The organism is Paucibacter sp. KBW04 (assembly GCF_003852425.1).
Classification (GTDB): domain Bacteria; phylum Pseudomonadota; class Gammaproteobacteria; order Burkholderiales; family Burkholderiaceae_C; genus Paucibacter_A.
Genome location: NZ_QAJN01000025.1, coordinates 1 through 14,005 on the forward strand (window position 1 = coordinate 1; position 14,005 = coordinate 14,005).

The 14,005-nt window shown below is 60.0% G+C and carries 14 protein-coding genes; 5 read left to right on the top strand and 9 right to left on the bottom strand.

What is annotated here, in order from left to right:
* The 8 genes from DBR47_RS24135 to DBR47_RS24170 all read right to left on the bottom strand — a co-directional run.
* A partial coding sequence (locus tag DBR47_RS24135) for a transposase (protein WP_148090441.1) occupies positions 1–702 on the bottom strand: 702 nt, incomplete at its 3' end.
* 57 nt (positions 703–759) lie between these two features.
* Positions 760–1,092 (bottom strand): IS66 family insertion sequence element accessory protein TnpB, encoded by a 333-nt coding sequence (gene tnpB, locus DBR47_RS24140; protein WP_197047259.1) that lies wholly within the window; start codon positions 1,090–1,092, stop codon positions 760–762.
* Complete coding sequence (tnpA, locus tag DBR47_RS24145) at positions 1,089–1,439, bottom strand: IS66-like element accessory protein TnpA (protein WP_124455015.1); 351 nt, start codon at positions 1,437–1,439, stop codon at positions 1,089–1,091. The genes tnpB and tnpA overlap by 4 nt, the downstream gene beginning before the upstream one ends.
* Before the next feature lie 606 nt (positions 1,440–2,045).
* Positions 2,046–3,008 carry a ChaN family lipoprotein gene (locus tag DBR47_RS24150; RefSeq protein ID WP_124455017.1) on the bottom strand — a complete coding sequence of 321 codons (963 nt, stop codon included), beginning with the start codon at positions 3,006–3,008 and terminating at the stop codon, positions 2,046–2,048.
* A gap of 60 nt (positions 3,009–3,068) precedes the next feature.
* A complete protein-coding gene (fur, locus tag DBR47_RS24155; RefSeq protein ID WP_124455035.1) occupies positions 3,069–3,506 on the bottom strand; it encodes a ferric iron uptake transcriptional regulator in 438 nt (145 codons plus the stop codon).
* A 128-nt stretch (positions 3,507–3,634) separates the two neighbouring features.
* Positions 3,635–4,003 carry an energy transducer TonB gene (locus DBR47_RS24160; protein WP_370454956.1) on the bottom strand — a complete coding sequence of 123 codons (369 nt, stop codon included), beginning with the start codon at positions 4,001–4,003 and terminating at the stop codon, positions 3,635–3,637.
* Positions 4,000–5,196 (bottom strand): IS256 family transposase, encoded by a 1,197-nt coding sequence (locus DBR47_RS24165; RefSeq protein ID WP_124455037.1) that lies wholly within the window; start codon positions 5,194–5,196, stop codon positions 4,000–4,002. Before DBR47_RS24165 ends, DBR47_RS24160 begins: the two co-directional genes overlap by 4 nt.
* A 113-nt stretch (positions 5,197–5,309) precedes the next feature.
* Positions 5,310–6,494, bottom strand: a complete 1,185-nt coding sequence (locus DBR47_RS24170) for a TonB-dependent receptor plug domain-containing protein (RefSeq protein WP_124455020.1) — start codon at positions 6,492–6,494, stop codon at positions 5,310–5,312.
* 1,286 nt (positions 6,495–7,780) lie between these two features.
* On the opposite strand from DBR47_RS24170, the gene DBR47_RS24175 reads away from it, so the two are divergent.
* From DBR47_RS24175 to DBR47_RS24190, 4 genes are all read left to right on the top strand, one after another.
* The gene (locus DBR47_RS24175) at positions 7,781–8,626 is read left to right on the top strand and encodes a DUF932 domain-containing protein (RefSeq protein WP_124455022.1); all 846 of its coding nucleotides are present in this window, start codon (positions 7,781–7,783) and stop codon (positions 8,624–8,626) included.
* Between the two features lie 393 nt (positions 8,627–9,019).
* The gene (locus DBR47_RS24180; protein ID WP_124455024.1) at positions 9,020–9,346 is read left to right on the top strand and encodes a hypothetical protein; all 327 of its coding nucleotides are present in this window, start codon (positions 9,020–9,022) and stop codon (positions 9,344–9,346) included.
* Positions 9,347–9,587: 241 nt separating this feature from the next.
* Entirely contained in the window at positions 9,588–10,409 is an 822-nt protein-coding gene (locus tag DBR47_RS24185) for a ParA family protein (protein WP_124455026.1), read from the top strand.
* The gene (locus tag DBR47_RS24190) at positions 10,390–11,325 is read left to right on the top strand and encodes a ParB/RepB/Spo0J family partition protein (protein ID WP_124455028.1); all 936 of its coding nucleotides are present in this window, start codon (positions 10,390–10,392) and stop codon (positions 11,323–11,325) included. The genes DBR47_RS24185 and DBR47_RS24190 overlap by 20 nt, the downstream gene beginning before the upstream one ends.
* 134 nt (positions 11,326–11,459) lie before the next feature.
* Here the strand turns inward: DBR47_RS24190 and DBR47_RS24195 are convergent, their stop codons facing one another.
* The gene (locus tag DBR47_RS24195) at positions 11,460–12,047 is read right to left on the bottom strand and encodes a hypothetical protein (protein WP_124455030.1); all 588 of its coding nucleotides are present in this window, start codon (positions 12,045–12,047) and stop codon (positions 11,460–11,462) included.
* A gap of 985 nt (positions 12,048–13,032) precedes the next feature.
* Here DBR47_RS24195 and DBR47_RS24200 point away from each other — a divergent pair.
* Positions 13,033–14,005: relaxase/mobilization nuclease domain-containing protein (locus tag DBR47_RS24200; protein ID WP_124455032.1), on the top strand; the 973-nt coding region annotated here is incomplete at its 3' end.

Below are 14,005 nucleotides of genomic sequence, written 5' to 3' on the forward strand. Positions count from 1 at the left end.
GAGCATCTCTGTCTTGAGTGCGTCCACCAGCGGCTGTAACTGCACGCCACATGCACCGACCCAGGCGGCCAATGTTGAGCGCGGCAGGGTCACACCGGAGCGGGCATAGATGCCTTCCTGGCGATAAAGCGGCTGGTGATCGGCGTACTTGGCGACCAGTACCTGCGCGAGCAGGCCAGCGGTCGGGATGCCCTTGTCGATCACATGCGCCTCGACCGGTGCTTGCACTAGGCGCTCGCATTTGGCGCAGGCCCATTTGCCACGAATGTGGCGCTCGACGGTGAACACGCCGGGCTCGTAGTCCAGCTTCTCGGCCACATCCTCGCCTATGCGCTTCATTTGGCAGCCGCAGGCGCACAGGGTGTTATCGGGCTCATGGCGGAACTCGCGACGTGGCAGCTCGGCCGGAAGCGCTTGTCGCTTGGGAGTCTGACGCTCAGGACTGGCAGGCTTGGGGGCGAGTTGCTGCAACTCGCTTTGCACGGCCCCCAGGTCTTCATCGACCGAGTCTTCGAGCAAGCTGCGCTGATCGCCCTGGAACACCTCGCTGCTGGCCGCGAACTTCATCCGCTTGAGCACCGCATTCTCATGAGTGAGCTTGTCGATGGTCGCCTGCTTGTGGCGTACCTCGTTCAGCAGACGCGCGGTCAGCTCGCGCAACTGCGCGGGTGTCAGGTTGTCGAGCTGGGCTTCGTGGATCACGAGAATGGATAGTGCCCGCTTCGATGCCCGCAGGCATCGGCACTTCCGGCAATTGCACTACAGCACGCGGATGACTCCGGCTTCGCCCATCATCTGCCAAGGCAGGCCCAGCACGAGCGCATCGTGTTGAACGCGGCTCAGGCTCAGTGTGCCTTCGACGTGATGAGGCCAGATGAACTTGCCGCGATGCAGCCGCCGAGCGGCCAGCCAGACACCGACACCGTCGTGCACCAAGACCTTCATGCGGTTGGCGCGGGCGTTGGCGAACAGGTAGGCGGTGTGGGGATGCGCGGCACCGAAGACCTTGACCACCCGGGCCAGGGCCGACTCGGTGCCTGCGCGCATGTCCAGCGGCTCGACCGCCATCCAAACAGAGTCGATGCGGATCAACGCAGCAACTCGCGAGTCCAGGCGGCGAACTCGGCCGCCGCCGATGTGGGCCATTTGATCGTCAGGGCGATGGCGCCGCGGCGCAGTTCGACCTGGATGTCAGCGATGGGAGTCGGTTGCGCTGCGGGTGCGGCAAGCGACACCGGGACGAAGCCACTTGGGATCGCGGGCACTGACGCCTTGCCTTCGCGAACCAGTTGCCGCCAGCGGTGCACGACATTGGCATTGATGCCGTGGGCCAGGGCCACCTTCGCCACCGAAGTGCCCGGCACCTCGCATTCAGCGAGAACTTGCGCCTTCAGCTTCTCGTCATAGGTCCGCCGTCTTGCGGGCTTGTCGCTTGCCATCGTGTCCACCTTTGATTACGTGGACACGATCCTTGCAGCCGCGAGGGGTCAATTCAAGATGGGATGCCTGGACGCATACTGCCAACACCTCTTTGCTCGCGCCGCACGAAGCGCTGACCGAAACCGAGACATCCCTCTCGCCGGCCCTGCAAAACGGAGCATGGGCGGTGCATCAAAGCCTGGATCGCAGGATGCAAGAGCTGAGCTCCTTGCTTTGGGAATCCGAGCCCGCCGGGCGCATGAGCGTGAGTTGCAGGCCTGGTTCGAAGCCATGCTGTGCAGCATGCTCGCGGCAGCCGTTTTAGGCAGTGTGGTGGGCTGGCTGCTCAAATAGTGAAGCCTTGGGCATTGAGCCAAGCAGGGGTCTGCGTGGTGCCTCTTCTTTTTAAATAGAACAAAAAAGCCTCCAGCCACCCCTTTCGCCGCTAAGGGCCGGGGCAAAGGAAATTCGTCTTGACCGGGCCGCGCCGCAGCGCCGGGACGTGGGTTTTAAAAGGATTCAGGGCGGCTTCTTTGGATCCTCGGGGGTGACGAAGCCGATGGGGCGTTTGGGAGATTTGGGCGGCGTCATGATGCCTGATTTACGTGGTTGGCACGCCAGACGGATTACTTTGAGTTCGTCGGCATCAAAAAGCCTGCGCAAGGATCATCCCGGCCCGGTGCAGCGCTGATCCAAACGTAATCGTATGGCGCACCAGCGCTGGGTGCGTCCGGTTCAAGGAAACCGACGCTAAGCAACCGACTTTGCCTCAACTGCTTTTGCAGGAGTTGAGGTACCCCATAGTCTCGTCGCACATGTCCATTGCCGGCCACCAAGACGGCGGGTTTGGCGCCTTGCTCGTAGGCTTGGATCATGCGCTGAGCCATGGCGGCATCGCGCGCGCGTTGGGCCCAAATCATGCCCGCCAGTCGAGCGCTCGGCAATTGGCCGCAGTGGCCTTCGATCAAGTCCGCCTCTAGAGCCGCTTGTGCCACTGGGGCAAGTGGGGCTGCCTCAGTCAGCGACAGCAAATCAGTCGGCATTGCGGCCCGCCCTTCGCGAGCAAGCTGCCGCGCCAGATCCCGCGAGATATTGCCGCCTTGCAAACTTTGACCTGCCTGCGCCACGCCTGCAAACAGCGGCTGATGTACAGGCCATTGCCATTGTTTTGCAGCGAACCCTGCTTTGTTGAGCTCGTTCAAGAGTTCATCGCTGGGCTTGGGACGCAGCTGCGCCGAGCTCGGTAGATGTTCCGCAATGATCACTGGCGAGGGGCCCAGCTCACGCAGCAGGGCTCCCCGTTCGATGTGGTGGTTCGGGTTGTCGTGTTTCTCGCCGAGCAGCACAAAGTCGGACTTCCGCATCAACTGAAGTAGCTCACCTCTGCTGATACTTCGTCCGCTGGCGACTTCGACTATGTTTGCCTCGGCCTTCTGCTTTGCTGGAGTGCCTTGTGAGTGCTGCGCCTTGTCTTGATTTGCGCAGGCCAGCAGGCAAGTTCCGAGTGCGAGGCCAAGGACGATTCGAAGCCAATTGGTTTGAGTCGAGAACCTTGTTGGTTCATATCGAGGAACGCTGTGTTTTTGCATGGTTGAATTGGTTTTGCCGCTTTAGCACCGAAAGTCGGGTGGGATGCGCCTGAACTTGCTTCAGTTTTCCGCGCATCCAGGTCTAGCGCAAACGCCGTAGAGTGCCAGCTCATGCTCTTGCAGTCTGAAGCCTCGGTTCTCGGCGATGGCCTTCTGGCGGCGCTCAATCTCTTCGTCGTAGAACTCCTCAACGCGGCCGCATTTGACGCACACCAAATGGTCGTGGTGATGTCCTTCGTTGAGCTCGAAGACCGACTTGCCTCCTTCAAAGTGGTGCCGCTCAAGCAGCCCCGCCTGCTCAAGCTGCATCAGCACACGGTAAACCGTGGCCAAGCCAATCTCTGAGCCGCTGCTCAAGAGCAACTTGAATAGGTCTTCGGCCGATAGGTGTCGCTGCGCTGATTGTTGGAACAGCTGAAGCACCTTGATACGCGGAATGGTCGCTTTGAGCCCATTGGTTTTGAGGTCCTTGATGTTCTCTGGAATGGACTTGGACATACGGCGTGTTGGGTTCGTTTCGAGGGATGCGTTGAACGTCGGTTGCGGGGGCGACATCTGAATCGGGTGTTTCCGGTGACGGTTGGGCAAGGGCGCCCCTAAGTCGGATGCAGCCGCAAGCTGGCGCCTCACTGCCGCGCCGCCTTCAGTGCGAAACGAACGGGGTATTCCACCCAGCTAGCGATGGCTTGCTCGCCCCGTCTTGCCGGCGTGAAGCGACAAGCCCTGGCCACCTGGTGTGCAGCGTCGTCAAAGAGCCGCAGGCCGCTGCCCTGCTTGAGCTTGATTTCGGCGGCGCGTCCCTGCTCATCGACATGCACCAGCAGGGTCACCAAGGCCTGCAAACCTCGATCACGCAGCATGCTGGGGTAGTAGCGTTCGGTGAGCTGGGCCAGGCAGGGCTGGTGCTCAGGTGCCAGCGAGGGCAGCGAGGGTGATGTCCCGGCGCGTGGTGTAAGTTCGCAGCCCGGAGAGGCTGAGATCCACGGGCTACTCAGCGTGCCACTGCAGGCAGCCGAGTTGGAACAGTATCACTGAGCCCCTGGAGCCCCTCAAGCTGCATGTAGCGCCGATTCAGGCTCCACTCATCGTTCTGCTCCAGCATCATCGCGCCGACCAGCCGCGTGATCGAGGCGTCATTGGGGAAGATGCCCACTACATTGGTCCTGCGCTTGATCTCGGCGTTCAGCCGCTCCAGCGGGTTGGTGCTGTAGATCTGCGGCCAGTGCGCCCTTGGGTAGCCCATGAAGGCCAGCACGTCGTGCTCGGCGTCATCCATCATGGCGCTGAGTTTGGGCAGCTTCTCCCGGAACTGGTCTGCCACGCTGCGCCACTGAGCCCTGGCGGCCTCGGCCGTCTCCTGCACAAACACCGTGCCGATGGCCGCGCTGACCATGCGTCGGTGGGTTTTGTTGGCGTAGGCCAGGGCATTGCGCATGAAGTGCACTCGGCAGCGCTGCCAAGTGGCCTTGAGCGTCTTGGCGACCGCTGCCTTGATGCCTTCATGGCTGTCGCTGATCACGAGCTTGACGCCGCGCAGGCCTCGCCGGTTCAGGCAGCGCAGGAATTCAGTCCAGAAGGGTTCGGCTTCGCTGGCCCCGACTTTGATCCCCAGCACTTCGCGCTGACCCTCAGTGTTCACGCCCACTGCCACTATGACGGCCACGCTCACAATGCGCCCGGCCTCCCGCGTCTTGACGTAGGTCGCGTCGATCCACAGATAGGGCCAATCGCCTTCGATCTGGCGGTTCAGAAACGCACCGACCCGCTCATCCAGCTCGGCACACAGTCGCGAGACCTGGCTCTTGGAGATGCCGCTCATGCCCATGGCTTTGACCAAGTCGTCCACGGAACGCGTCGAAATTCCTTTGATGTACGCCTCTTGGATCACGGCGGTGAGCGCCTTCTCAGCGGTGCGCCGGGGCTCCAGAAACTCGGGGAAATAACTGCCTTGGCGCAGCTTAGGGATCTTCAGCTCGACGCTGCCAGCGCGAGTCTCCCAGGTGCGCTCACGGAAGCCATTGCGGCTATTGATGCGCTCCGGGCTCTTCTCGTCGTAGCCCGCACCACAGCGGGCCTCAACGTCAATCTCCATGAGGCGCTGGGCCATGAACTGCACCATCTGGCGCAGCACATCAATATCGGCTCCCTTCTCGGCGAGTTCGGCCAATGCGATAGTAGAGGTGGTCATCGTGTTTTCCTTTGGATCAAGGTTGGTGGGTCGCACCTCAACCTTATCCGGACTCACGATGGCCACCCTCATCGGGCCGCCTCGCTCAAGAACTTACACCACTTGGTGGGACATCACCCGTAGCTCAAGCGTTGTTTGCTGAGTTGCGTTTGTGCCTGGCTGCTCAGCCCGATCAAGGTTTCTTCGTAGCGGCCATCGCGGATGCGGTCAGGTGAGGTATAGCGATCTTCCGTTGCGTACTGACGGGTATCGCTGTTCTGCACATAGATTTGGGTACGCAGGGATTGCAGCCAGTTGGCGTTCAAGTCCTCGTAACGATGCTCCAACGAGAGTCGATCGCGCTTCAAGGTGTCTTGGGCTTGCAGGCCGACGACAGCATTCGGTGTCTTATCGGATACCGTGACCGCACGAGCAGAGAGAACGTCGGTGTCGACCTCGCGCCGGTGGCCTTCCAGGGCCACTTGTACGCGGTGAGACTCGCTGAGTTGGACACCTGTCTTGGCCAGCAAGGTCTCGCTGCTGACATCGGCTGGATTGGCTTTGCTTCGATTGCTGTTGTTCGAGCCGTCTTCGCCCAGTGTCTTGGTTTCGTGGCCGCGACGGGCGCTGAGCAAGAGAAGGCCGTCCCATTGGCCGCTGCGCGCGGCAAGGGCGCCTGCCAGCCTTTGCGAGTTATCGACCGAGCTCAGGTTGCTGCGCACAAACCCGGCCTTGGTTTTGCCCTCGACCAGCAAGTCTTCGGGCGACAGGGTGCGCAGGCTCACGGCGCCGGCCAGACCTTCGCTGCCAAACTGGGCCGATGCTGGACCGCGGAGGACCTCGGCGCTGGCCAAGGTATCCATCTCCAGGTAGTCGAGTCGGCCGCTTGAGAAGGCCCCGAAGCTGAAGCTTTGTGGCAGGCGGATGCCGTCCACCATCAAGAGCACCTGGTTGCCTTCAAGACCCCGAATATTGATGCCTTCGTTGCCGCCACGACCGGTCGATGCCCCAGCCGCCGTGAAGCGTGGCGCCACCGCGCGAACGGCGATATCGACTTCGCCTTCGAGCAGGTCTTTCAGGTCACGGGCGTCGCGTTGAGCAAGTTTTTTCTTGCCGTACACCGTGACGGTGTTGGGCACGGCGTCGGTGCTGCGCTCGGTTCTTGTGCTGCTGACGGTGATCTCGGCCAAACGGGCCGGGGGTTCAGCTGCAGGCGAGGTGCTAGCCGCGACTTGCGGCGTCTGCGCGTGCGCGCAGGACGTGGAGAGAGTGAGGCTGAGCGCGGCGAGCGCCAGCGCGACCGGAGTCTTGCGCAGCATGAAGTGATAGTCCTGAGAAGAACTGGCACGGGCTGGCAGGCGCTGGCTGGTGCTTGTGTGTAAGTGAAGTGCCTGACAAGCAGGTTGGAGGCTGTCGGTGCCTGATGATTGGCAACTGCAGCAAATTCTAAATGAGATTCATTCGCAATAGCAAGCAAATGTGCGGCGCATTGCATCCGCTACCACAGAGTCCTGCGAGTTGAGCTGATGCGCTGGAAGTGACGCGGCCGTACCCGTGTCCGGGGCACGCAGTTTGTTTGCCTTTCCGCTGCACGGAAACGCGCCTGCTTGGCGAACAGAACTTTCGCTGCACTGCGTTCAGATCGCCACCCCAGACACCCGCCACGCCCGAAGCCGGCCGCGTCCAGGATTCTTGTCCTGAGTTCTTGTTCAAGAGCTTGGCGCCCGGACCTGCCGAAAGAGTCATGGGCCCCGTCCGACTTCGTCCGACGGTGCGGCTCGGGACAGACTGCTGCGCAGACTGTCTTCCCCTCGCCATAAGGTCACGTTTTGCTGTTTGGGGCAAAGCCATACGCACCTTTCGGCGGCCTTCGAGGACAGGGTTCTTTAGCCATAACGCGGGCCGGAGGCCTCGTGCGACCCGGTATGGCGGAATGGCGTGAGGCGTGCCCCGATTTGTAGGCTCCGTCTTAGGACCGCGTGGGGGGGGCCAAATTTCCCATGTGATCAGCGCCGCGCAGCGGCGAGGGCGCGCTGGGCTGTGTCAGTCCAGCGCCGCGTCGCAGTGGGCGGGGAAGGCAGGCGTTGTCGCTCTCCAGCTGCACGCTTTTCCTTTTAGATCGTTGGCCTCTGCCCTTTGGATCGCCTCTTTCCGACGCATAGCGGCCAGCCCTTGTGCCGCAAGGGTATGGCGATGCCCACGTCCTCACCCGTTCGGTGCTCGCCTTTGGCTGCGCTCCGCCTGCGGCTTGCGGGCGTGCCCTTGCTGCCCCTTGGCCGCCCGCTTCTTTTGCGTCGAGGCGGCTCCAAAGAGCAGATGCAGGTCAAGGAAAACGAAAGGACAGAGCCATGAGCACGAGGACACCCCCCCACCCCCAACGACACGAGCTGCGCGGGCGTTCCTCCCGCACCCCCCGAGGCTCACCAAAGAGCAAGCGAAGGTGAAACCTCAGTTGAACGCCGCAACAGCTCGGACTGGGAAATTTCAAAGCTCGCCATGGCTTTGTGCTGAACCCGAGCTTGGCTCGCATGAAAGCCCCTCACTACCGGAGAGCCAGCGCTTTCCCCCAAACCGGCGGGTCGCCGGAACCTCTAGGAGAACCACCATGTTTCCCTTTTTCCGCGTTACAGCCGCTTCTAGCCTGACAGCAGCCCGCGCATTGACCGACGCCGAACTGCGTCGCGTGGCACCTTCGGTCTTTGCTGAGGCAGCACACGATAGTCGCAGCGCCCGCTATGCCTATATCGCCACCGCCGAGATTCTGGCGGGCCTGCGCAAGGAAGGCTTCGAGGTTTTCAGTGCGCGTCAATCGCGTTGTCGTTCGGAAGATCGCAGCGAGCACACCAAGCACTTGCTCCGCCTGCGTCACATCAGCCAGGTCGAGAACGTCGCCAAGGTGGGCGACTCAGTGGGTGAAATCGTTTTGCTGAACTCGCACGATGGAAGCTCGAGTTATCAAATGATGGGCGGGATGTTCAGATTCATCTGTAGCAATGGCATGGTCGTGCCGGAAGGGGTTTGCCAGACGGTCAAGGTCCATCACGCGGGCAAGGTTCAGGACAAGGTCGTAGCGGGCGCCTATGAAGTGCTGGATGGCCTGACTCGGGTGATAGAAAGCCGCGACGAGATGCGCGGAATTGTGCTCAGCTCAGGCGAGCAACAGGCGTTTGCGCAAGCTGCACTTGGCCTTCGCTTTGACCTACCAGAAGGTCAGGCCGCACCTGTCAGTGCGGAGCAGTTGCTGCGGCCCCGGCGTCAAGAGGATGGCGCAGCTGATCTGTGGAGCACCTTCAACCGGGTGCAGGAAAACAGTGTCAAAGGGGGCTTGCAAGGTCGCTTGAGCAACGGAGTTCGTCGCTCCACCCGTGCCGTGACGGGCATCGATCAAGACGTCAAGCTGAACCGTGCCTTGTGGACGCTCGCGGAAGAGATGCGTCGACTCAAGGCCTGAGGCAAGTCGCAGCCCTCCGGGGCTGCTCTTCGGATCCGGCCCTGCTGACGCGGTTGCTGGCTGATGCCAGCGTCGGTAGGGCCGGGACAGCCAGTCGCGCGCCGGCGCCTTGGAGACGCCGGCCAGGAACTTCAGAACAACCCTCATGGTGCGCTGCTTCGCAGCGTGTCAGGCACTGTTGAATCTGGCTTGGCTGATGAAACGCAGACACTCAGCAAGATGAAAAAGTCAGAGGCCGTGGCCGCGGCTGGGAGTCTGCTGCAGGGAAAAGCCTGGGTACCGTCGATCTTGCGCCGTTGAACTGGGGTGCGGTCTGGCCTTGGTCCGATCGTCATTGTTTCTAGGGTTTCGAGAATGCGGCCCTAGAAACAGAACACCAAACGGGGAGGCTAAATGACAGAGCACATTCTTTGCAGCGAGTACCTTGAGCGGCCGATCACCATTCGGATGGGCTGGGACCGTTCCTTGCAAGGGTTTTTCATGTCGATTGAGTTCGCGGCCGAGGTTCGCGAAGCGCCAATCTACAGCCATCTCACTGACCCAGAGTTGAGAAACTTAGGGGGCTTTGCCGATGATTTGGCGCCCCTCATCAGAACTCTGAAACGATTTGAACTGACAGTGCCGGAGTCCATGCTTCAGGAGGTTAGGCTGGATGGCATGTTGAACAAGTCTGGCTGCAACACTCGTTGGAACGCGGCGGGGGAGGTGATCTCGAGCTAAGCGAGTCTGAGTTGGAGGTCGGTACCGCTGGATCTCGGGGCAAAACCATCGCAGTGGCTTTAGATCTCCCGCGAGATGATGGGAGGGGTCATTCGCGCCATCACGCCAGATGCTTCTTGCGGGTGCGCTGTTCGGCCATTGGGTATGGATGCAACGTAGCGCTCCCGAGCCTGCATTCCCTTGGATCCCTGCCGACAGTGCGCGACGCACAAGCCTTGTTTAGGTCAAAGGAGTCTCAGAGATGAAGACGCTTGTCCTTGCGAACCAAAAGGGAGGCGTCGGTAAGTCGGCGGTTTCCACTCTGCTGAGTCACTACATTGCGGGGCGTGGCAAAAGACTGTTGGCCATTGATTTGGACCATCAGGGCAACTTCAGCAAGCCGTTGAAGCTGTCTGGGCGTGCCGAGCTTTCGAGCTTTTCCTCCAGCGCGATCTTGACGGGCGCTGTCGAGGAATTGCCCGAACAACCCTTTGTGTTGATCGCCAGCGACCGGATTTTGCTAGGGTTGGAAAGACAGCCTGAGCTGCACACGCCCTTTGCCAGGAGTTTCAGGTCATTTCTGGCGCGGGTGGACGCGCAGTTCGACCTCTGCATCGTAGATACCAATCCGAATCCGGACATCCGCGTGATTTCAGCGCTAGCTTCGGCTGACTTTGTGCTGTCGCCCATACAGTTGAATCAGGAGGCGATGGATGGGGTCAGCGGGCTGCTCAATCATGAGCGGGTAGGGCTGCGAAAGATCAAATCGGCCTTGAACCCCAAGCTGAACCTGATTGGACTCTTGCCCACCCTGGTCGAGGCGACGCCCTTCCAAAGGGCGAATTTCGTCCAAGTCATCCAGCACTACCAGCACCTGATGATTCCGGTGGGTCAGCAAGTGGGGCAATTCGCCTATATCCCTCGGCGCTCTTCAATTGCAGAGTCACAAGCCAGTGGAGAACTGCTTTGGGAGATGAAGAAGTCGCCTGCCCGTGAGGCTTGGAAAGAGATAGAGCCTGGACTTGCGCGAATCTTCGACATCCTGATGGGCGAGGAGTGGAGTTATGGCGCTGCAGCTAGATGATTTGGCCGCTCTCGATGCGCCTGAGGCCAGTTCGACCGGCCTGCCGCTCTTGCTGCCCATCGAGCTCATTGATGAAGACCCGGATCAGCCTCGCATCGAGTTTGATGCTCAAACACTGCAAGAACTGGCTGCCACCGTGGGTGAGCGGGGTGTTAGGCAGCCAGTCTCTGTTCGGCCGCACCCTAGCGTCCCTGGACGTTGGGTGTTGAACTTTGGCGCCAGAAGGCTGCGCGCCTCTCGTCTCGCGGGGAAGACAAGCCTCCCTGCCTTTGTTGACTTGCTCGTAGACAGCTACGACCAGGTGATAGAAAACGAGCAGCGTGAAGGGCTCAGTCCATTTGCCTTGGCGTTGTTTGTGAAGAAGCGGCTTTCCGCTGGTGACAGTCAGGCCGAGATTGCCCGGCGTTTAGGGAAGAGCCGCCCCTACGCTACTTATGCGATGGCCCTGATCGATGCGCCTGATTGGCTGATGGCTCTTTACAGGGCAGGTCACTGCAAGGGGCTTTGTGCCTTGTATGAGCTACGCAATCTCTATGAAGATCACTCGGAAGTCGTCGAGGCTTGGGCGGCTGACCGCGGACACATCAGCCGTGATGACGTTCGAACCTTGGCCAAGGAACTGGGACAACGCCGCGGGCCGCGTTTGCCAGGACCTCCGCCAATGGAGAGCCCATCGGGTGGTTCGACCTTTGCAGCGAACGAGTGCTTCAAGCCGCAATCCAAGCGGCCCGCCAAGCGCTGCAATGTTCGACGCAATTCGAATCTTGCGCTTCTGGCCACGCTGAATGGTGAGGTCGTGTCTATCCTGTTGAATTGCTCACCAGAACAAGCCGGCCACGTCTTCATTTGCGGACCCGGCTCGGATCAAGCAAAAGCCGTCGAGGCCTCCTGCTTGACCCTGATCGGTTGGTCCTGACTCTCGACAGGTGCATTGGCCGGAACGAAGGCGACAAAGCTTGGCGCATGGACCTGCCTTTCTCTCAAGTCTGTCGTGAGGCCTGGGCGATCGCTGTTAAGTCGCTTAACTCCCCAACCTGCCAAAAGAGGGCTTCATGGCGAGGCGAGCCTAAACGTGATGGCGGGTTTTTCATCCAAAGCCCCCACCTTCCATTGATAGGCCTTGCTGAAGATCCCTGGTGTCTTGGTCGCGTTGTGCGATAGAACCGTTGCATTTGCTGGAAGGGTCACTTCGACCGTTCCGTCGATCTTGATGCCCATGCGCTTGAACTCGTCCTTGTCTTTTTGCTTGAGATCTGGAGAGCTCAGCGAGAGCATGCCGTCCTTGGCCTTGCGCACCACAATCACATTGACGATCGAGGCTGCCTGACCTGGCTTCATGTCGCGCTCGATTGAAATCTCGTACTTGCCCGCGCCCATGTAGCGCAGCTTCTTGACGCCGTCTGCTTTGGATGACTTCTCAGCATCTCTTTGCAAGGACGCTTCGTCCTTCGCTGAGAGGGAGCCCTGGTCTTTGATTGCCATGGCCGCCAAGGCATGAAAGGCTGTGCCGTCGTACTTGTAGGTGTAGCTGCCATCAGGTTTGAAGGTGGCCGAGGCCTCAAACTTTTCTGGAACTAGGCAGGCTGACAAGGCGAGGGCGCTGCCGAGCAGGGCCGCACCGTGTAAGAGCTTCTTCATTTTCGAATTCCTCCCTGGATCATTTGCTTTTTTGGGCTTGAAAGCCTTGTGGGCGCGTCTTGTTTGAGCTTTGCGCTTGCGCTTGGTTCACTGTATCAGCCCGCTCGTTTGGAGAATTCTGGGGTTCTGAATGAGCGCCGGTCGAGTATTTCGTCGAGTCGCATGAGTGCCGTCGGCGCTTGTGGTTGCGCTTGATAGGAGGGGCCGGTGGTTGTCGTTTGTTCTTGCGATTGCGCTTAGGGCGGGGCCGCTTGAGGCAGCGAATTCGGCCGCGAAATCATCGCCTGGCTAGGCTTGATGTTCGACGAATATTGAAACAAGGGTTAGTGCAGAGATAGGCGCGGTGGCGCGCTTGTCGGACAAGGCCTTGAACTTCAGAGGAGTTCGTCATGCGTGGCTCGGGGCGTGGTCGTATCAGCGTTGATTTGAAGCAACTCAGGCCGCTGCTTTGGTCGCATGCCAAAGCAGCGGGAGTGAGGCCTTCGGGCTTCGTACGGGATGTACTGGCGGCGGCGCTGTCCGGGCCAGTCGCTGCGGGCGTCAATCCAGAGGCGCCCCTTCCGAAGCCGACCGGGAGGTCTGATTCCATGCGTATCCGCGTCACGCTCCGGATTGGAACAAACCAAGCTGCAGCCCTGAGAGCGGCGTCTCGAGTTGCCGGCGTGGCACCTGGTGAACTTGTCGAAGGCTTGCTCGACCGTGTTCCAGTTCTCCAGGGTAGCGACGATTGCCGCGAATCAATTTCTGCGCTTACCGTTTCTTCTGCTGAGCTTGCCACCCTTAGTCGCTGTCTTCGACACTTGGCAGCCCTGCTGCAAATTGGGAGTGTTCAAGCAGCGCTTGAGTACCGAGAGACCTTGTTGAGCCTGGACAGAGTAGTTCAGTCGCACCTGCGCCTGGCCTCGCGTGCTTTGGCCTCGCTGAAACCAAGGCCTCAGGGTACGAGCGAAGGCACTCAGCGCAGGGACTATTGAAGGAGTTCGCAATGAGTCAAGCCATGACAGTCGACGGACTTTTGGTGCAGTGGGGGGATCGCTTCCTCTATCCGGGTAACCGGATGGTGAAGGATCAGACTCAGCCGCGCCTGAGAGGCGGACGCGAAAAGCAAAGAGCTGCGCTGGTGCGTCGAAGAATTTGCGCCTTGCTTGAGCGAAAGGCTCCGCAGGTCATGGTGAAGGTCACCGGCGGTGGGCGGGGCCTGAAGGCGATCGCCGCTCATTTCCGATACATCGGCAAGAACGGGAGGCGTGAGCTTGAAGATGAGCTTGGCCAAAAGCTGCAGGGCAAAGAGGCGCTCGGGGACTTGATCAATGAATGGCGTCTTGGGGGCTCATTCATTGATGACGTCAGTCATCGGCGGGAGGCGTTCAACTTGATGCTTTCGATGCCCCGAGGAACAGACCCTTCCATTGTTCTCAAGGCGGCGAGGGAGTTTGCCCAAACTGAGTTTGCGAATCACAAGTACGTGATGGTGCTACATGATCATCAGGCGAATCCCCATGTGCATCTCAGCGTGAGGGCCGAGTCTCGAAACGGTCATCGCATGAACCCACGCAAGGCGGACTTGCGGAGGTGGAGAGAGACCTTTGCTGAAAAACTGCAAGGGTGGGGGATCGAAGCGGGAGCAAGTAGCCGATTTGATCGGGGAGCAGTGAGAGGCTACCAAGCTTTGTGGCGAATTAAGGCTAAGGAGCAAGGGCGCCTGCGAGACGACATGAAGGGCGCAATGCTGGTCCAAATTCCAAACAGTCAAGAAAAAGTTGGTCGGCATGGGCTTGCCGTCTTGGCTGCTGTCCTCGCCCGCACTGAACCAGGAAGTTCTGACTACTCTTTGGCGTTAGAAATTCGCTCCTATTTGAACGAAAAGAAGGATCCTGAACTCGAACGAGCCCCTGGTTTCGACACTAGGCTTGTTCAGTCGACGGAAGCGAGAACATGGGTAATCCCCCCGCAAAACC